Origin of the sequence: Rheinheimera pacifica (assembly GCF_900108485.1) — a bacterium.
GTDB classification, from domain to species: domain Bacteria; phylum Pseudomonadota; class Gammaproteobacteria; order Enterobacterales; family Alteromonadaceae; genus Alishewanella; species Alishewanella pacifica.
Genome location: NZ_FNXF01000016.1, coordinates 90,372 through 107,945, shown reverse-complemented (window position 1 = coordinate 107,945; position 17,574 = coordinate 90,372). Strand labels below are relative to the sequence as shown.

Here is a 17,574-nt window from a genome sequence, read left to right as displayed (position 1 = left end):
TGAATCATACCGGGTTTGTCGGAGGCTAATTTTCTTGAGAGAATTAGCTTATGAACAAGAGAACAACATATTCAGCAGAAGTCCGCGAGCGTGCAGTTCGCATGGTTTTGACCTCAGAGCATGATCACCCATCCCGGTGGGCGGCACTGGTGTCTATTTCATCAAAAATTGGCTGTACACCTGAGACATTAAGGGCTTGGGTTAATCGAATTGAGGTGGATTCAGGCAAAAGGCCTGGAGTTACCACCGATGCCGCAGCCAAGATCAAACAACTTGAGCGAGAAAATAAAGAGCTTAAGCAGGCTAACGAAATCCTGAAGAAAGCTGCTGCGTTTTTTGCTCAAGCGGAGCTCGACCGCAAACCGAAGAAATAATCCAGTTCATTGATTCGCACCGAGCGTTGCATGGTGTCGAGCCGATTTGCCGCGTATTGCAGATCGCGCCATCAACGTATTACCGGTGCAAGTCACTTGAAGCGCAGCCTCAACGGCGCTGTCAGCGTTACCATCAGGATGAGGCTCTGAAGCCGGAGATCCTGCGTGTATGGCAGGATAACCGGCAATGCTATGGCATCAGGAAAGTCTGGAAGCAACTGAAGCGTGAAGACTTCTCGGTGGCTCGCTGCACGGTTGCCAGACTGATGAGTACGCTTGGGATCCAAGGCGTGCGGCGTGGCCGTCGTTGTATCACGACGATCCCTGATGATGCCGCTGCTAAACCATTGGATCTGGTGAAACGGGAGTTCAGTGCCAACCGGCCAAACCAATTGTGGGTTGCAGATATCACTTATGTTGCTACGTGGTCAGGCTTCATTTATGTCGCCTTCGTAATCGATGTGTTCTCCCGGAAAATCGTGGGCTGGCGTGTGATGAAGACGATGCAGACACAGTTGATTCTGGACGCGCTAGAGCAAGCATTATGGGCCAGAGGTAAACCTAAAGGCGTCATTCATCACAGCGACAGAGGAAGCCAGTATGTCTCGATACGTTACTCTGAACGGTTATCAGAAGCCGGCTTTACGGCGTCTGTTGGCAGTGTTGGCGACTCGTATGACAATGCCTTGGCTGAAACGATTAACGGCTTGTACAAAGCTGAGGTGATTTATAAAGACGGCCCGTGGAGAGGGCTGGAGCAGGTTGAGTTGGCAACGCTGGACTGGGTTGACTGGTTTAACAATAGACGATTGCTGAGCTCAATTGGTGATATCCCGCCAGCTGAATATGAGGAAAACTACTATCGACAATTAACACAAGATACGGCAGCATGACTCAAACAAATCCGCCTCCGAATTTACCGGTGCGATTCATATCGCCTTTACATACATTGGCTCTGACGCTTTTAGTAACTGGAAGCCGCTCACTATCCAAAACTTGTAGAACGTTGGTTTTAGCAGGATGCCCACTCACTATCTTCATGACCTCAATAGGGAAACCTGAAGCTTGGGCAGGCAGGTTTAACAAAAGGCTGTTTGATGTTTCTGTGCATCGAGTTTGGTTAATTGTCATGGTCGTACACCTCAAAAGTTTGTAATTGATGATAATTGCAGCGCTGTAGGTGAATGATACAACTCGCATCGGTGAGGAACTTTTCCATGAGAACAATTGATCAGATTAAATTTTTTGGATTGAAAAAAAACATGGAGAAAAACTTAAAACGCCTTCAGAAGGCTTGATTTTTACAGCTTCTATAACTTTTCTAGATTTCAAATTTCTCAGAAAAAAACTAATAATATAAAAATCGTTCAACCAAAAAGCTGGAAAACAATAAAATCCATATAGAACAAGTGCTTAATTTAAGGAAAGCCTTTAGTAGCTCTATATAAACTGAGCAAGCCTTAGAAGATTCTTTTTAAAAAGTTGACCTCTAGGCCAGGTTGAATCTAGATTGATTGAAATATTGGAGTGCTGCGATATGTCTACAAACAAAATTGATAGAAGTAAGTATGAAGTGCCTAGGGAACTAAGGATAGCAAGTAGCACAAACTATATAGTCCCCAAACTAAAGCTCTACGAAAGGCAGGGGCTTAAAAAACACATGGCAAAGGCCCTGCACACAGGAGATTTTTCCAGATATAAATACCCACATGATGAGAGTTATCATCATGTTATAAATCTTTTATCTACACCCGAACTATCTCCCGATGAATTAAGGCTAGGGCTTTTTCTATTTGAAATGGCATACGAGAAACGGAACTTTAAACCCGTTTATTGCCTTGCCGATGAAGACTTCAGAACTCAAAAAGTAGGTGAAAATGAATTAATACACATTGGAAAACCAAAATCTTCTAAGCATACCTTCTCAGCAATGCCGATTACGAGCCTTGTGATCAAGCTGCAAAACAACCAGATCCGCATGGATAGTTTTAACCTTCTTCCTATGCTTGAAAAGCTGGAGAGCTTTGGAGTGCTTACAATGACTGAAATTTGCAACAAAAACTGTGTAAATCCAGATGTAGAGGAGTTCGTAACGAACTGTGTATATCTCGAACTGAATCTTGGTTTCACATCTACTGTAATTAATAGAAAATGGATGTAGTAACTCCTGCATATTCTTAGTTTAGTCAACATGAGCCGTGTCATAAATACTGGTTGTATTTCCACCAACTCCAGCGCTACCATGGTGTAGCGCTCTTTCTTGCGCTCCCTTTCTCACTCTTTTTCAATCTGATTATCACTATCTAACGAGGTGCTCTATGAGTACAGCTTCGCCGTATTCGCTTTACCTGAGCAGACTGTCGGCTAATAGCAAAACGTCTATTGCGTCACAGCTTCGTAGTATCGCTAAAATCATGGACTGGCCGGTTGAAGATGAATCACGCTTTCACCGTATCAACTATCAGGACATGCTCCAAATACGCGCTATGTTGCAGCATGCAGGCTGGGCGTCGCGCTCGATTAACCGGGCGCAAGTCGCTATTCGCAGTATTGTCAAAGTTGCTGTCATGATGAAGCTAGCCGATAGCGAGCAGTTTAATCAGCTAAGTAGCTTAAGTAAGCTAAAACATGCCGAATACCCCGGCACTGCGCTGACAAAGCAGCAGGTTCAAGCACTCTTTACACTACTGGACCGGTCAACATCAGCAGTGGGTAAGCGCAATATAGCGCTATTTGCAGTATTGCTTGGCACTGGCCTTCGACGTAGTGAGCTGGTGGCACTTGAGCTAAAAGATGTCGATTTGAACAAGCAAACGCTTCTGGTACGTAACGGTAAGGGCAGCAAGTCCCGCACTGTATTCTTACCCAAGTGGTGCCTGAACTATCTGCAAATCTGGCTAAAACTACGCTCTATGCAGCCTGGCTATCTGTTTTGCTCTATGTTGATAAACGGCAGCGTCAAACCGGCCAAACCTTTAAGCGTTTGGCTGGTGTACAGGCTAATCAAAGATAAGTTACAGCATATCGGTGTTGAGAATGCGTCACCGCATGATTTACGCCGCACCTTTATTACGCGCTTGCTAGAGCAGAATATCGACCTTAATACAGTACGCCAGATGGCCGGTCATGCGTCTATTACTACCACAACCATTTATGACAAGCGCGATATGCAGTTTATGCAGCAGGCGGCAACGGCACTTAACTATGATATTGCCGGGGGCAAGCATGATAACCCCGCCTAATACACCGCTGCCTTGTCACTATTTAGCGGCATTTTATGCCAGACATGTAATTAGCTTGATAGATGTGGACTTGGCGATGACGAATGTTAGTCGCGCTATTTTAAAGCGTATCAGCGGCCATGTACTTGATAGCCAAGTTGAGCTGACTACGGCTACTGCGCTTAAACACTTAAAAATTGCTGATGCTTCGCCTGAGCTGACGGCACGGGTTGAGCAGAATTTAGCGACACTTTGCACCTTGTTTAATGTCGCGCCAAACTTTGGTCCTGCTCTAGGCTTTTTAGTACTGATGAACATTAATCAGGGGCTTAATCAGCTGGTGGATTTTGTGGGTGGCCACTTTGAAGAAAAAGCACTGGAGAGGTTGCTTTGTGAGGTATCCGGTTTAAGCGCTAACGATGTCTCGCACAGCTTATCGGTTTTGCAGCAAAACGGCGTGATATTGGTAGACCAATATTTGAATGAACTGCAGGACATCACGATACCGGCAAGCATACTGTATGTGTTGACCAGTGAGCGAATAGAAAGCAAAGCGCAGTTGCTGCGCCATCTGCTTTGTCCAAGCATCGAAACACCGTTAAAGACTGATGATTTTAGCTATGTCGATGTCGCGCTGCTGCAAGGCTATCTGGCCGAGGCGATAAGCCAGCAGCTTACCGGCGTTAACATTTTGCTCTATGGCGAAGCCGGTAGCGGCAAAACAGCACTGGCGAAAGTGCTGGCAAAAAGCCTGTCCGTGCCACTTTATGAAGCCCAGAACGTGCGTATGGACGAAGGCTTTTTGTCTAACGAGTTTGGCGCGAAAAGCTCTGACACCCAGCGCATTCAGTACATCACTATGCTGCAAAGCTTAATGGGCCAAAGCGCCATGATGCTGCTGGTCGATGAATGTGAAAGCCTGTTCTATAGCGCTGACACACACTACTCGAAAGAGTCGGTGCACCGGTTATTAGAGCAAAACGCGGTGCCGACTATTTGGATTACTAACTACGTTGACCAGTTGGAGCACAGCTATATACGCCGCTTTAAGTTAGTCATGCCGGTTAATGCACCGAAAGACGAAGTGCTGGAGAAAATGAGCCGTGCGGAGTTTAAAGGCTTAGGCATCAGCAGTGAGTTTCATACACGGCTCAGTAAAACACCGAACCTGACACCGGCACTGCTAGCTAACGCCTCCCACGTTGCCAGAACGCTGGGTGTTAAACGTAGTTTGGCACAAGGCGTTATCGAGGATGTGATAGAGAACAGCCTGACCGCCTGCGACTTGTGGGATGACAGTATGCGCTATCAGGCAGAATTGGCGTTTGATATGTCGCTACTGAACATCAAACAGTCCAGCACGGTGCTAAAGCAGATAAACCACGCTGTTGCCACTAACGCACCGATACGGGTGTTGATTAGTGGTCCGCCAGGCACCGGTAAAACCGCGCTGGCCCATCATTTAGCCGAGCAGCATAAGCGTGAGCTAAAGCGGGTATTAAGCTCGGATGTACTGAGTAAATATGTCGGTGGCTCAGAGAAGCAAATAGCAAGGCTCTTTCAGCAAGCGCACCGCAACAACCAGATGTTGCTACTGGATGAAGTAGACAGCCTGCTGACCAGTCGGGAACGGCTAAACATGCACCACGAGCGGCAAGTGGTGAACGAACTGCTGGCGCAGCTTGAGTGCTTTAGCTATCCGCTCTTTGCTGCAACTAATTTCGAAACGGCTTTGGATAGCGCCATATTGCGCCGCTTTGATTTCAAGTTGCAGTGTGACTACTTGAGCGCGCCGCAAGTTTTAACGCTGTACAAGCGCACTGTGAGCGCTCCACAGCTATCGACGTTAGAGACTGAGCAGCTAAGTTCGCTTAGCAGATTGACGCCCGGCGATTTTGCACTTTTAACCCGTCGTTTGCGCTTTAGCGCAGCGCACGAACATCGTCAGTTAGCGCTTGCCGTGCTGACCGATGAAAACAACCGCAAGCAACCTAAAACCCCCATCGGCTTTGTGCAATAGCCACTAAGCCAACACCATAAGGAAAACACACTATGTCTATATTGAGTTCGCTCAAGGTTATCGCTCGCCCAAAAATTGAGCCTAAACCACCTATCTTAGGCAAACGCCTGAAGCTGATTGAAAAGCTGGATGAGCAGCAGGCAATGGCGCAGGCCATTTTAGATGGTCAGGCTTATGAAGCCTATAAAGACAAAAAGGTGAAAGACCCCGAAACCGGTGAGCGCAAAACCGTGCGTACACGCAAATCGGTTCGCCCCTGGTACTTTGATGACAACGAGCACTACTACTTTGAAATCAAAGTCGGGCTTAAAACGCTGGAGCTGGAAAAAGGCAAGGCGGCTATTGATGTCGGTAAGAAAGAAGACTTACCGACTGTTATCAGTACTATCATCAAGGCCGTCGAAAGCGGTGAGTTAGATGCGCAGATATTGCAACTGTCACCCGCAAAACCACCGAAACCACCCAAAGCCAAAACCACGGATAAAAAGTGATATGACATGGCCGGTCACTAAGCCGGCCAATTCATTCAATCAGGTTAAAAAACGTATAGCAGGTTTTGGAGGTGCATTTTGGCAACCCTGCGAGAAATAGAACTGACCTACCGTTTTAAAGAAGTGGACTGTGACATTACCGGTAAAACGGCAAACAGCCCTGAAGTCATCGGTAAGCTTTTTGACTACCTAAAGCATGAAACCAAAGAAGTGTTTATTGTGGTAAACCTCACCGCACAGCACGAAGTGAATTGCTTTGAAGTGGTGGCTAAAGGCACGGCCGATGCAATCAGCACAAGGCCGGTTGAGCTGCTACGTTCCGCAGTCATTTTAAATTTGAAGGCAGTTATCTTAATTCACAACCACCCATCAGGGTTAAGTGAACCCAGCCAGGCCGATGTGCGCTTTACCGAGCGGGTCATCGAGATTGGCAACATCTTAAATATCGCCGTGCTGGACCATGTGATTATCGGCCTTAACCAACACACCAGCATGCGACAAACCCACGCTCATATTTTTAAGTAAACACCCCATATCTTCAGGAGTAAAACATTATGCGTATTCAGTACGAGGGCTTAGCTTTGCCTGTTTCAAAGCGATTTATTGATGCACTGATTAAAGCGATTGAGCCGCACAGAGAGCCACTGGCAGAATTTGTCTGCGTGAACTTTCGGGACCCGAAATACAGTGCAGAAGATGGCGGCTACCATCCGGTAGAAATACTACTTACCGGCACCAGTGGCCGTTATGACATCTGCTACATCACCGACTTTTGCTATGCCGGGATGGGTGATTGTGCTGAGCTGGTGAAGTCTTTGGACTTCGAGTTTATCGCTGGCACCTTTCAGGACATGACCGGCTACTACCCTATTGAAGTTGCCAGAGAAATCTACCCGATATGGGAAGATAACTTTTTAACCTACTGGCTTGAAATGGGCGTGTTTGACGTGGAGGTAAGCTAATGACTAAATACATCACTAAACGAAGTAAGTCAGACTTAAACGGTAGCGCTAAGCGAGTAGCACTTGGCAACTGGCTTCGCGAACAGCGTGAAGCTAAAGGTATGACTATGCGTGACCTAAGCGCCGTAAGCGGCAAGCCACATAGTTACTTTGGTAAAATTGAGCAAGCACAACGTGGACTCGATTTGTTGGAATTTATCGATATATGCCGATGGCTTCATATCGCACCAATAAAGTCTTTGCTTTCACTGCTTGTGCTTCTCAAAGATCCAGACCAACTACAGCAATAAGTAAACCAACAACTCAAGATAAGTTTTTTGAATCTGTAAATCCTGATTGCAACCTAAGCAATCAGGAACCAGAAATGAAAAAGCACAAAAAGAAGTTTAAGAAATACTATGTCATCTTTGTCGGCGCATGCCCAGGTATTTATGAATCATGGGATGAAGTGTGGCGCTATGTTGAACACTACTCAAAACCAGTTTACAAGAAGTACTATTCACTTCGAGAAGCTGAGGAAGCATTTTACAATCGAAGCCAATCAAGTTATGACCCGCGAAAAAGTTTTAGCTGGTCACATCCGAGATTAAAAAAGAAAAATATCGTATAGTTACCATAAGATAGAAACTCAGTAACAGCACGGCATTCACCATCTTTCGAATAAGTTGCCATTATTAAGTTGTTCATGGAAGTAACTCGTCAAAATGGGCTGACACTATATTGGCTATCTTACGCACAAAGTCCGTTGCATTTTGCCCCTGAAATGTTTGCATAAAACGTTGATATCCAGCCCTTATCATAATAATTCCTTTTATTTCACAGTTACCTGACCATTCATAAGCATTGGGAGAAGCCAAACGCGGGAGAGATTGCTCACCGCGCGGCTAGCTTTAAAGGTAGTGTTTTCGAGCATGCTTTTGGAAGTTGCGTAAAGTGAGAAATATAACAAAGCCAGTCAGCAGGACGCTCGCAAGGTCGCGCCTCTGCTGACGGCTTTAACGACCGTTGTTCGCTCATTCCAGCAGATAGACCTCGGCTGCCTGGCAGCTAAGTGCCATTAAGAGACATTCACTTAGCTCTTACAACAACTTTGGCCTTCTTGAATTGGTGGGCATTTCACTGTTCCATAAGAGCAGTATACACAACAATCGCCCTTCAAAGGCTTTAGGAGAACTTTGCAAGATTCACATTCATAATACCACTGGCAAGCGTTGGTTGACATTTCTTCGGTTTTACTGAAACCGCACTCAGGGCAAGTAATGGTAGAATTTAACTCTATACCTCGCATGTTTGCTCCTTCAAAGGTTTAACAATGTCCAATACGGACATTACAATCATCAAACAAATACCCACATAGAACAAATAAGTGCTCCAGTCATATTGCCATAGTGGATAGAGGGTTAACAAAACAGCTATAGGCCCAATAACTCCAAGAGTACCTCTCGTATGATTTTGGTTTTTATACCAGTTATACAAATTTACCAACAACGCCAAAGTTGCAAATATAGGTAACAAGGTATTTACAGCAATCCCCTCAAAGTGAGAGAGAAAGCCTAATCCCAATGCTGATGCTAATGAACCGAGAGCAGGGAAACACCCCGTACAACTGAGGGCTGCAAGCCAAACACCACCTGAGCCAACTTTATCTAAAATCTTATTAATCATTTTTAACGTCTAACATTATTTGAATGACTTGAGTGTAAACTCCGTAGATAGGTACGGAGTCAATGCTATTTTAGCGAATCGATTATTGGGCAGTGAGATTGGTCGTTATTGTTGCGGCATGAATTAGTCATTTCTTTTATGACGACTTCTAAGCGTTGAAGGTCAGCTATCTTACTTTGAATTAAGCTCAGTTTCTGCAAACCTAGAGATTCAACTTTGGCACAATCGCCATCCATTGACATCAAAGACGCTACTTCCTTTAGAGTAAAGCCAAGTGCTTTAGCCTTACAAATGAATTGTAATTGCTTGGTGATTGAGTCGTCATACACCCGATAACCATTTTGAGGTTTTTGGGGCTGCTTTATTAGGCCTTCTCGCTCATAAAACCGTATAGTTTCTAAGCCTAAATCAAGTTCTTTAGCCAACTTACCTATCGTTTTCATCGTATAACCACAAAATCAGCCTACTTCATGACATTAGTATATCAATACGATGTAAAATTTCTCGAACTACTAATGACCGCTTCTCGCTCTTAGCTGACGGTCGATTCGAATATTAGATATTTGGATCAATGGGGAAGTAAACATTCGGGCTAAATAAGAATTTATGGTGCCTAGGGCCGGACTCGAACCGGCACGTTGTCGCCAACGGTGGATTTTGAATCCACTGCGTCTACCAATTTCGCCACCCAGGCATTTGAGAGGACTTTTTATCTTGTAACTAAGCTAGTTACAGGACTTTACAAAACTTTACAAGCTGCTTTTAGCGCTGATAACTTTTTAATTGTAGACTAATCAATAAGTTATGTCTACCTCAATCTAAGACGCGTTGCATTTTGAATCCGCTGCGTCTACCGATTTCGCCACCCAGGCACTGAGGGATATTTTGAGGTAAACGCCTGCATTATACGATGCGAATGGCGATGCGCAAGCGAATTTATCCGCCGGGCTTTCAGTTGCACAAAATTGCAGCAGCTTCGAAAAAGCGTTGCTGCATGTTACACTTGCGCGGTTTTTATTATCGGACGACGTTATGTTTGCTAATGCACCCCGTGCGGGTTTAATTCGCCGTCTGGCGGCTATTATGTATGACTGGTTAATTCTGGCTGCACTGTGGATGGCGGCCATGGCGTTGGCGTTGTTGCTAGTGGCACTGTTAAACAGTGTGGGTGTTATTTCGCTGGCTAACTATACCGATCATGCCGATTTTATTACCCGGCATAAAATCTGGTTTCAGTTGTATTCTGTATTGTGGTTTTTCTGGTTTTATCTGTATTTTTGGTACAAAGGTGGCCAAACGCTGGGCATGCGTGCCTGGCGCTTATTTCTGGTACAACAGGATGGAGCAGCTATCAGTTTTAAACAGGCGTTAGTACGTGCTGTTACGGCGTTGTTGGGGCTGGGTAATTTCTGGCTATGGTTGCGCTGGGGTAAAGGCCTGGCGTTGCAGGATCAGCTAAGCAATACCCAGGTAGTAGTGCTGACCAAAGAGCAAAGTAAACTGTTAAACCTGCACAAAGCAGCCCGTTAGGGCTGTTTTGTTAAACCAATCAGACTTTCTTTCGCATAAAATACACCGATAGCCCGATAAACAGCAGGCTGGGCACCATGGCGCCAGCCAGTGGGGGGAGCTGATACACCAGAGCTACCGGGCCGAATACTTCGTTGCTCATATAAAACGCAAAGCCGGTAAGAATACCCATCAACACTCTTGCAGCCATGGTTACGCTTCTTAACGGGCCGAAAATAAACGACAGTGCCATTAACAGCATGGCGGCTATAGTTAGTGGTTGCAGGGCTTTACGCCAGAATGCCAGTTCATAGCGGCTGGATTCCTGAGCGTTCTGTTGCAGATAGTCGACATAATCATTCAGGCCGGTTAGTGACAGCATTTCCGGCTTTATGGTAACCACGCTCAGTTTGTCGGGTGTTAATGATGAACGCCAGCTTTGCTGTGGTGCTAACTGTTTTAGTATTCTGTCGGCAGTAAAGTCCTGCCGTACCACTTGCTGTAACTGCCAGGCATCGTTGCGATATACCGCGCTATCTGCGCTGACGATAGACACCAGTTTAAGATCGGTATCAAACTGATAAATAATCACATCGGTCAGGTTGCCCAGGTCATCTACTTTGCCTATGTTAACAAACTGATCGCCGTCTTTGGCCCATATACCTTGTTGCGCAGCAAACAGGTTACCGTCTGAAATAGCTTTAGTGCGCAGCTCACGGGCGGCACGATCGCTGATTGGCGCACCCCATTCGGCCACTGCCATAACAATAAGCATCATGATGACAGAGGTTTTCATCACTGAGCTGATAATGTTAAAGCGCGACAAACCTGCGGCCTGCATAACCACCAGCTCACTGTTGCTGGCCAGCATACCAAGGCCAATTAAACCGCCGATTAATGCGGCCATAGGGAAAAAAGTGACCAAATCACCGGGTACGCTGTAAAGCGTAAACAGCGCGGCGTGTACCATGTCGTAGTAACCCCGGCCCACAGATCGCATCTGATCAATAAATTTAAACATGGCCGAAATAACCAGCAACACACTTAATGCCAGCATTGTGGTGGTTAAAATAGTGCGGCCGATATAGATATCAATAATTTTCAGCATGTTAAGTTCTACCCGCTAACCAGGCTTGAAAACGTTGTGCACTGGAACGATGGCGCATAATTAACACTACCCCTACCACTAAGGCACTCAAGTGCAGCCACCACATACCTAACGCAGGCGGAATTTTGCCGTCTTCCAGTGCTGAGCGGGCGATAATCAGTAAAGAGTAATAACCCAGATACAGCAGCAAGGCGGGCAATAAGCGGCCAAACTTACCCTGACGCGGATTAACCCGGCTTAACGGTACCGCGATTAACGCCAGCAACGGAATCGATAACGGAATGGCAATACGCCAGTGCCATTCGGCAATAGCTTCATTGCTGTCCATGCCATATAGCTCGGAGGTTGGCAGGCTGCCAAGCTTACGCCGGCGTTGCTCTACCTCCTGTTCGCGGATCTGGATCTGGTAACGGCCAAATTCGGTAATTTCAAAGGCCGGTGATTTCACATCACCTGCATAACGGCGGCCTTGTTCAAGCTGCATCATCTGGGCGCCACTGATGTCTTCCTTAACATTACCTGACATGGCATACACGATAGAATGGTCACCCAGGGTATCGCGGGCATTATTTTGTGCCACAAACACTTTTTGTAACTCGCCATTGTCACGGCTAATGCTTTGGACAAAGATCACTGCATTTTCGTTTGACGTATGCTGAAACCGCCCCGGCACCAGAGAGATTAACCCGGCATTGGCATCGGCTTTTTCCAGCAGGCGGTATTCCTGCTCGGTGGCCCAGGGGCTGAGATACAAAGTCACAGCGCCAGCTACGACAGCCAGCACTAGCGAAAGTAATAACGTAAGGCGGGTAACATACCATTCGCTTACGCCGGTGGCGTGCAGTACTGTCATTTCACTGTCGGCATATACGCGGCCATAGGCTACCAATATGCCAACAAAGGCACTGAGTGGCAGAATAATCACGGCCAGTTGCGGTAATTTCAGCGCAACTATGCTCATAACCAGTTGCCCAGGAAGTTCACCTTCAGATGCATCGGCCAGAATTTTGACAAAGCGCTGGCTAATGATAATGGTCATCAGAATGACAAATACCGCCAGCTGTGACTTAAATACCTCAGCTAACAGGTAACGAAAAATGATCAAAACGCCCCCTAAAAACCTGCCTTTTTGCTGGAACCCTGGCGATTTTTCAGTAAACTTGATATTTATAGCAATTATTATCGACCAAACGGCTTAGAAAACCGAGCTTTTTTATAAATTCACGGTAGAATTTGGCCATATATGTGCAGGTTATGTTAGCACAGTCTATTAGAATCAGGAGTTAGTATGGAGTTCAGCGTAAAAAGCGGAAGTCCGGAAAAACAACGCAGTGCATGCATTGTGGTTGGCGTGTACGAGCCACGCCGTCTTTCCGCCGTAGCAGAACAACTGGATAAAATCAGTGAAGGATATATCAGCAACTTGCTGCGCCGTGGTGATTTGGAAGGCAAGCCCGGCCAGATGTTGTTACTGCACCATGTGCCTAACGTACTGAGCGAACGTGTATTATTAGTAGGCTGCGGCAAAGAACGAGAGCTGGACGAACGCCAGTACCGGCAGATTATTGCCAAAACCATCAGTACCTTAAACGAAACCGGTTCAATGGAAGCAGTATGCTTTTTATCTGAATTACACGTAAAAGGCCGCGACACCTACTGGAAAGTGCGCCACGCGGTGGAAACCACACAAGACTGCCTGTACGTATTTGATCGCTTAAAAAGCAAAAAAGATGAAACCCGCCGTCCGCTGCGCAAAATTGTATTTAATGTACCCACCCGGCGCGATCTGACCATTGGCGAAAAAGCAGTAGAGCATGGCTTAGCTATAGCTGCAGGTATTAAACAATGTAAAGACGTCGGCAATATGCCGCCAAATATCTGTACGCCGCAATATCTGGCCGATCAGGCGCTGTTGCTGGCCGAAAGCTCAGCCAAAATCAGTGTCGATGTGTTAGGCCCGGAAGAGCTGGCCGCGCATGGCATGAATTCTTACCTGGCGGTTGGCCGTGGCTCAGTCAACGGCCCGCGCATGGCCGTTATTAAGTACAACGGCGCCGGTAACGACAGCGCGCCGGTGGTACTGGTAGGTAAAGGCTTAACTTTCGACTCCGGCGGTATCAGTTTAAAACCGGGCGATGGCATGGACGAAATGAAATATGATATGTGTGGCGCCGCCTCTGTGCTGGGTACCATGCATGCCGTAGTGCAGCTTAACCTGCCGGTGAACATTGTGGCCGTATTGGCGGCAGCGGAGAACATGCCGGACGCTAACGCCTACCGGCCGGGTGATATTTTAACTACCATGTCTGGCCAGACGGTGGAAGTATTAAACACCGACGCTGAAGGCCGGCTGGTATTGTGCGATGCGTTAACCTATGTTGAGCGTTTTGACCCCGAGCTGGTAATAGACGTGGCTACATTAACCGGTGCCTGCGTTATTGCGCTGGGTAAACACGCTACCGGCTTACTGAGTAACCATAACCCGTTGGCGCATGAAATTTTAAATGCCTCTGAGCAAAGTGGGGATCGCGCCTGGCGCCTGCCACTGTGGGATGATTATCAGGACCAACTGGAAAGCCCCTTTGCCGATTTTAGTAACTTAGGTGGCCGCGCCGCCGGTACTATTACTGCAGCCTGCTTTTTATCGCGCTTTACCCGCAAATATAACTGGGCGCACCTGGATATTGCCGGTACAGCCTGGCGCAGTGGCGGCAAAGATAAAGGCAGCACCGGCCGGCCAGTGCCTTTGCTAACTCAGTTTTTAATTAACCGGGTTGGCCAGCAGCAGGATCATTAATGCAAGTTAGCTTTTATCTGCTAAGCGACACGCCGGCAGAAAATCAAGCGATACAAAATGAGCTGAGCACCACGCCAGCTCATTTTACTTTAGCCTGCCAGCTTTGTGCCGACTTGTACCGCGCCAAGCAGCGGGTTTTCGTTTATACTGCCGACCAGCAACAGGCCGAAGCGTTTGACGAACTGCTATGGCAGTTTGATGCGCAGCGCTTTGTACCGCATAACTTAAGCGGTGAAGGCCCGAAATACGGCGCACCGGTAGAAATAAGCTGGCAGGCGCCACGGCAAAACCGCCAGGTGCTGATTAATTTAGCCACTGAGATCCCGGCTTTTGCCAACCGCTTTAGCCAAATCATCGAATTTGTTCCCGCCGCCGAGCAACTAAAAGTGCAGGCGCGGGAGCGTTTTAAGCAATATCGTCAGCTGGGCGTTAACCCGCAAACCGTTAACGCCGGCTGAGCACAGGTACTATCATGGAAAAAACGTTTAACCCCAGTGAAATAGAACAGGCGATGTATAACGCATGGCAGGCTAAAGGCTACTTTGCGCCACACGGCGATGAAAGTAACGGCAACTACTGCATTATGATCCCGCCGCCAAATGTTACCGGCAGCCTGCATATGGGCCATGCCTTTCAGCAAACCATTATGGACGCCCTTACCCGCTACCAGCGTATGCAGGGTAAAAACACCCTGTGGCAGGTAGGTACCGACCACGCCGGTATTGCTACGCAAATGGTGGTAGAGCGTAAGCTGGCGGCAGAAGGCTTACCGGGCCGTCACCAACTGGGCCGCGATGCGTTTATTGAAAAAGTCTGGCAGTGGAAGGAAGAGTCCGGCGGCACTATTACCTCGCAGATGCGCCGTTTAGGCAACTCGGTAGACTGGCAGCGCGAGCGCTTTACCATGGATGAAGGCTTATCCAATGCAGTGCAGGAAGTGTTTGTTCGTTTGTATGACGACGAGCTGATTTACCGCGGCAAGCGCCTGGTAAACTGGGATCCGAAACTGCACACCGCCATCTCTGATCTGGAAGTGGAAAACAAAGAGCAAAAAGGCCAGATGTGGCACCTGCGTTATCCGCTGGCTGATGGTGCCGTTACTGCCGATGGTAAAAATTATCTGGTAGTAGCAACTACACGGCCGGAAACCATGCTCGGTGATACCGGCGTAGCGGTTAACCCGGAAGATGAGCGTTATCAGGCACTGATTGGCAAAGAAATCCTGCTGCCATTGGTAAACCGCCGCATTCCTATCGTTGCCGATGAGCATGCCGATATGGAAAAAGGCACCGGCTGCGTCAAAATTACCCCGGCACACGATTTTAACGACTATGAAGTGGGCAAGCGCCATCAGCTGCCAATGATTAACGTAATGACACCGGATGCCACTATCCGTAGCGAAGGCGAAGGCTTCCACAGCAATGGCGAATTAAACCCGGCGCTGGTTGGCGTTATTCCACAAGAGTATCAGGGCCTGGACCGCTACGCCGCGCGTAAAGCTATTGTCGCCGCCTTTGACGCTGCCGGCTTGCTGGAAAAAGTAGAAGATCACAACAACACCCTGCCGTACGGTGACCGTAGCGGCGTGGTAATTGAACCGCTGTTAACTGATCAGTGGTATGTGCGGGTTGCGCCACTGGCGAAAACCGCAACTGAAGCGGTAGAAAGTGGCCAGATTGAATTTGTACCCAAGCAATACGAAAACATGTACTACAGCTGGATGCGCGACATTCAGGATTGGTGTATCTCACGTCAGTTATGGTGGGGCCACCGTATTCCGGCCTGGTACGACCAAAACGGTAAAGTCTATGTTGGCCGCAATGAAGCTGAAGTGCGCGCTAAACATCAGTTAGCCGACAGCGTAACGTTAAAGCAGGATGATGACGTATTAGACACCTGGTTCAGCTCGGCACTGTGGACTTTCTCCACCCTGGGCTGGCCGGACGATACCGAGGCACTGCGTACTTTCCACCCCACCAACGTGCTGGTTACCGGTTTTGACATTATTTTCTTCTGGGTAGCCAGAATGATCATGATGACCATGCACTTTATTAAAGATAAAGACGGCAAGCCGCAGGTGCCGTTTAAAACCGTCTATGTTACCGGGCTTATCCGCGATGAAAACGGCGATAAGATGTCAAAATCCAAGGGCAACGTGGTTGACCCGCTGGATATGATCGACGGCATTACGCTGGACGAGTTACTGGCCAAACGCACCAGCAATATGATGCAGCCCAAAGATGCCGAGAAAATTGCTGAGCGTACCCGCAAGCAATTCCCTGACGGTATCAGCGCCAGTGGTACCGATGCGCTGCGCTTTACCTTAGCGGCGCTGGCATCTACCGGGCGTGATATTAACTGGGATATGAAGCGTTTAGAGGGCTACCGTAACTTCTGCAATAAACTGTGGAACGCCAGCCGCTACGTGCTGATGAACACCGAAGGTCAGGATTGCGGCTTTAACGGCGGTGATATGCAGTTATCGCTGGCCGATAAATGGATATTGGCGCAGTACCAGCAAACGGTTAAACAAGTGCGGCAGCACTTTGATACCTACCGCTTTGATTTAGCCGCCACCGCCTTATATGAATTTACCTGGAACCAGTTCTGTGACTGGTACCTGGAGCTGACCAAGCCGGTGCTGTTCAAAGGTAATGAAGCCCAGCAACGCGCTACCCGCCATACGTTGGTTACCGTGCTGGAAAGCCTGCTGCGTTTAATGCACCCGATAATGCCGTTTATTACCGAAACCATCTGGCAATCGGTAAAACCTTTAGCCAACATCAATGCTGACAGTATTATGCTGCAAGCCTACCCGCAAGTGGATGACAGCCTGGTTGATGCTACGGCAACTAATGATCTGGAGTGGTTAAAAGCGGTGATCACCGCTATCCGTAACGTGCGCGGCGAGATGAATATTGCGCCGGGTAAACCGCTGAGCATACTGCTGCGCAATCTGAACAGCGAAGAGCAGCGCCGCTTAAGCGAAAACGAGAGCTTCCTGATGAACCTGGCTAAGCTGGAGCAAATCACTGTGCTGTCAGATGATGCGCCGGCGCCAACCTGCGCCACGCAGTTAATCGGCAGTATGGATTTACTGATCCCAATGGCCGGTTTAATTGATAAAGACGCCGAGCTTAGCCGTATTGCCAAACAGCTGGAGAAAACCCAGCAGGAACTGGCCCGTGTGGCAGGCAAGCTGGGCAACGAAGGTTTTGTTGCCAAAGCCCCGGAAGCAGTGCTGGAAAAAGAGCGCGCCAAGCAAGCTGAGCTGGAGCAGGCCGTGGTTAAGCTGCAAGCCCAACAAGCCGAAATCGCGGCGCTGTAAACCAAGCGAGTTTTTGTAGTGCTAAGGCGGCCTGATGGCCGCCTTTTTTATCCGCATTGTATTGCCAGCAGGTGAAATCAGCCTCAATTGTATGCATTT

19 protein-coding genes, 1 tRNA gene and 1 other annotated feature are annotated in these 17,574 nt (G+C 47.8%); of the genes, 13 read left to right on the top strand and 7 right to left on the bottom strand.

What is annotated here, in order from left to right; genetic code table 11:
* Positions 1 to 50: 50 nt before the first annotated feature.
* Positions 51 to 1,267, top strand: a protein-coding gene (locus BLW68_RS17180; protein WP_092794354.1) for an IS3 family transposase whose coding sequence is annotated in 2 segments (ribosomal slippage) — positions 51 to 333 and positions 333 to 1,267 — 1,218 coding nt in all. Because the reading frame shifts where the segments join, the coding sequence is not laid out codon by codon here.
* Positions 329 to 445 (top strand) — a sequence feature (AL1L pseudoknot). Its footprint overlaps the gene before it by 117 nt.
* A 1-nt stretch (position 1,268) precedes the next feature.
* Here the strand turns inward: BLW68_RS17180 and BLW68_RS17175 are convergent.
* Positions 1,269 to 1,505 (bottom strand): hypothetical protein, encoded by a 237-nt coding sequence (locus BLW68_RS17175; RefSeq protein ID WP_092795970.1) that lies wholly within the window; start codon positions 1,503 to 1,505, stop codon positions 1,269 to 1,271.
* A 406-nt stretch (positions 1,506 to 1,911) separates the two neighbouring features.
* Here BLW68_RS17175 and BLW68_RS17170 point away from each other — a divergent pair, with 406 nt between their 5' ends.
* The 8 genes from BLW68_RS17170 to BLW68_RS21165 all read left to right on the top strand — a co-directional run bounded on the left by BLW68_RS17170 (position 1,912) and on the right by BLW68_RS21165 (position 7,678).
* Positions 1,912 to 2,535, top strand: a complete 624-nt coding sequence (locus tag BLW68_RS17170) for a hypothetical protein (protein ID WP_092795968.1) — start codon at positions 1,912 to 1,914, stop codon at positions 2,533 to 2,535.
* 157 nt (positions 2,536 to 2,692) lie between these two features.
* Complete coding sequence (locus BLW68_RS17165) at positions 2,693 to 3,616, top strand: tyrosine-type recombinase/integrase (protein ID WP_245728385.1); 924 nt, start codon at positions 2,693 to 2,695, stop codon at positions 3,614 to 3,616.
* 76 nt (positions 3,617 to 3,692) lie between these two features.
* Positions 3,693 to 5,615 carry an AAA family ATPase gene (locus BLW68_RS17160; protein ID WP_177172279.1) on the top strand — a complete coding sequence of 641 codons (1,923 nt, stop codon included), beginning with the start codon at positions 3,693 to 3,695 and terminating at the stop codon, positions 5,613 to 5,615.
* 32 nt (positions 5,616 to 5,647) lie between these two features.
* Entirely contained in the window at positions 5,648 to 6,106 is a 459-nt protein-coding gene (locus BLW68_RS17155) for a DUF6641 family protein (RefSeq protein WP_092795964.1), read from the top strand.
* A gap of 78 nt (positions 6,107 to 6,184) precedes the next feature.
* Positions 6,185 to 6,631, top strand: a complete 447-nt coding sequence (locus tag BLW68_RS17150; protein WP_092795961.1) for a JAB domain-containing protein — start codon at positions 6,185 to 6,187, stop codon at positions 6,629 to 6,631.
* Positions 6,632 to 6,660: 29 nt separating this feature from the next.
* Complete coding sequence (locus BLW68_RS17145; RefSeq protein ID WP_092795958.1) at positions 6,661 to 7,068, top strand: DUF2787 family protein; 408 nt, start codon at positions 6,661 to 6,663, stop codon at positions 7,066 to 7,068.
* Positions 7,068 to 7,358, top strand: a complete 291-nt coding sequence (locus BLW68_RS17140; RefSeq protein WP_092795956.1) for a helix-turn-helix domain-containing protein — start codon at positions 7,068 to 7,070, stop codon at positions 7,356 to 7,358. The genes BLW68_RS17145 and BLW68_RS17140 overlap by 1 nt, the downstream gene beginning before the upstream one ends.
* 74 nt (positions 7,359 to 7,432) lie before the next feature.
* On the top strand, positions 7,433 to 7,678 hold the full coding sequence (locus BLW68_RS21165) for an RNase H1/viroplasmin domain-containing protein (protein WP_177172278.1): 246 nt from the start codon (positions 7,433 to 7,435) through the stop codon (positions 7,676 to 7,678).
* A gap of 462 nt (positions 7,679 to 8,140) precedes the next feature.
* Here the strand turns inward: BLW68_RS21165 and BLW68_RS21475 are convergent, their stop codons facing one another.
* From BLW68_RS21475 to BLW68_RS17115, 4 genes are all read right to left on the bottom strand, one after another.
* Positions 8,141 to 8,356 carry a GDCCVxC domain-containing (seleno)protein gene (locus tag BLW68_RS21475; RefSeq protein ID WP_072243337.1) on the bottom strand — a complete coding sequence of 72 codons (216 nt, stop codon included), beginning with the start codon at positions 8,354 to 8,356 and terminating at the stop codon, positions 8,141 to 8,143.
* A complete protein-coding gene (merC, locus tag BLW68_RS17125) occupies positions 8,344 to 8,733 on the bottom strand; it encodes an organomercurial transporter MerC (protein ID WP_034823179.1) in 390 nt (129 codons plus the stop codon). The genes BLW68_RS21475 and merC overlap by 13 nt, the downstream gene beginning before the upstream one ends.
* A 65-nt stretch (positions 8,734 to 8,798) precedes the next feature.
* On the bottom strand, positions 8,799 to 9,176 hold the full coding sequence (locus BLW68_RS17120; protein ID WP_092795950.1) for a MerR family transcriptional regulator: 378 nt from the start codon (positions 9,174 to 9,176) through the stop codon (positions 8,799 to 8,801).
* Between the two features lie 164 nt (positions 9,177 to 9,340).
* Positions 9,341 to 9,427: transfer RNA gene (locus BLW68_RS17115), tRNA-Leu, on the bottom strand.
* A gap of 338 nt (positions 9,428 to 9,765) precedes the next feature.
* On the opposite strand from BLW68_RS17115, the gene BLW68_RS17110 reads away from it, so the two are divergent.
* Positions 9,766 to 10,263, top strand: a complete 498-nt coding sequence (locus BLW68_RS17110) for an RDD family protein (RefSeq protein WP_092795995.1) — start codon at positions 9,766 to 9,768, stop codon at positions 10,261 to 10,263.
* Between the two features lie 19 nt (positions 10,264 to 10,282).
* On the opposite strand, the gene lptG is transcribed toward BLW68_RS17110, so the two are convergent.
* Together lptG and lptF are read right to left on the bottom strand one after the other, a co-directional pair.
* The gene (gene lptG, locus BLW68_RS17105) at positions 10,283 to 11,350 is read right to left on the bottom strand and encodes an LPS export ABC transporter permease LptG (protein ID WP_092795948.1); all 1,068 of its coding nucleotides are present in this window, start codon (positions 11,348 to 11,350) and stop codon (positions 10,283 to 10,285) included.
* A 1-nt stretch (position 11,351) separates the two neighbouring features.
* Complete coding sequence (gene lptF, locus BLW68_RS17100) at positions 11,352 to 12,455, bottom strand: LPS export ABC transporter permease LptF (protein ID WP_092795945.1); 1,104 nt, start codon at positions 12,453 to 12,455, stop codon at positions 11,352 to 11,354.
* 183 nt (positions 12,456 to 12,638) lie between these two features.
* Here lptF and pepA point away from each other — a divergent pair, with 183 nt between their 5' ends.
* The 3 genes from pepA to BLW68_RS17085 are packed head-to-tail and all read left to right on the top strand — an operon-like array spanning position 12,639 to position 17,475.
* Entirely contained in the window at positions 12,639 to 14,147 is a 1,509-nt protein-coding gene (gene pepA / locus BLW68_RS17095; protein ID WP_092795943.1) for a leucyl aminopeptidase, read from the top strand.
* Positions 14,147 to 14,605, top strand: coding sequence for a DNA polymerase III subunit chi (locus BLW68_RS17090; RefSeq protein WP_092795941.1), 459 nt, complete (start codon positions 14,147 to 14,149; stop codon positions 14,603 to 14,605). The genes pepA and BLW68_RS17090 overlap by 1 nt, the downstream gene beginning before the upstream one ends.
* A gap of 14 nt (positions 14,606 to 14,619) precedes the next feature.
* The gene (locus BLW68_RS17085) at positions 14,620 to 17,475 is read left to right on the top strand and encodes a valine--tRNA ligase (protein WP_092795939.1); all 2,856 of its coding nucleotides are present in this window, start codon (positions 14,620 to 14,622) and stop codon (positions 17,473 to 17,475) included.
* The last annotated feature ends 99 nt before the right edge of the window (positions 17,476 to 17,574 follow it).

Bases quoted from the DNA above. Each gene is read 5' to 3' on its own strand.
- merC (WP_034823179.1), bottom strand. From the start codon at position 8,733: ATGATTAATAAGATTTTAGATAAAGTTGGCTCAGGTGGTGTTTGGCTT.
- BLW68_RS17085 (WP_092795939.1), top strand. From the start codon at position 14,620: ATGGAAAAAACGTTTAACCCCAGTGAAATAGAACAGGCGATGTATAAC.
- BLW68_RS17165 (WP_245728385.1), top strand. From the start codon at position 2,693: ATGAGTACAGCTTCGCCGTATTCGCTTTACCTGAGCAGACTGTCGGCT.
- lptG (WP_092795948.1), bottom strand. From the start codon at position 11,350: ATGCTGAAAATTATTGATATCTATATCGGCCGCACTATTTTAACCACC.
- BLW68_RS17110 (WP_092795995.1), top strand. From the start codon at position 9,766: ATGTTTGCTAATGCACCCCGTGCGGGTTTAATTCGCCGTCTGGCGGCT.
- pepA (WP_092795943.1), top strand. From the start codon at position 12,639: ATGGAGTTCAGCGTAAAAAGCGGAAGTCCGGAAAAACAACGCAGTGCA.
- BLW68_RS17160 (WP_177172279.1), top strand. From the start codon at position 3,693: ATGACGAATGTTAGTCGCGCTATTTTAAAGCGTATCAGCGGCCATGTA.
- BLW68_RS21165 (WP_177172278.1), top strand. From the start codon at position 7,433: ATGAAAAAGCACAAAAAGAAGTTTAAGAAATACTATGTCATCTTTGTC.
- BLW68_RS17145 (WP_092795958.1), top strand. From the start codon at position 6,661: ATGCGTATTCAGTACGAGGGCTTAGCTTTGCCTGTTTCAAAGCGATTT.
- BLW68_RS21475 (WP_072243337.1), bottom strand. From the start codon at position 8,356: ATGCGAGGTATAGAGTTAAATTCTACCATTACTTGCCCTGAGTGCGGT.
- BLW68_RS17175 (WP_092795970.1), bottom strand. From the start codon at position 1,505: ATGACAATTAACCAAACTCGATGCACAGAAACATCAAACAGCCTTTTG.
- BLW68_RS17090 (WP_092795941.1), top strand. From the start codon at position 14,147: ATGCAAGTTAGCTTTTATCTGCTAAGCGACACGCCGGCAGAAAATCAA.
- BLW68_RS17155 (WP_092795964.1), top strand. From the start codon at position 5,648: ATGTCTATATTGAGTTCGCTCAAGGTTATCGCTCGCCCAAAAATTGAG.
- BLW68_RS17140 (WP_092795956.1), top strand. From the start codon at position 7,068: ATGACTAAATACATCACTAAACGAAGTAAGTCAGACTTAAACGGTAGC.
- BLW68_RS17170 (WP_092795968.1), top strand. From the start codon at position 1,912: ATGTCTACAAACAAAATTGATAGAAGTAAGTATGAAGTGCCTAGGGAA.
- BLW68_RS17120 (WP_092795950.1), bottom strand. From the start codon at position 9,176: ATGAAAACGATAGGTAAGTTGGCTAAAGAACTTGATTTAGGCTTAGAA.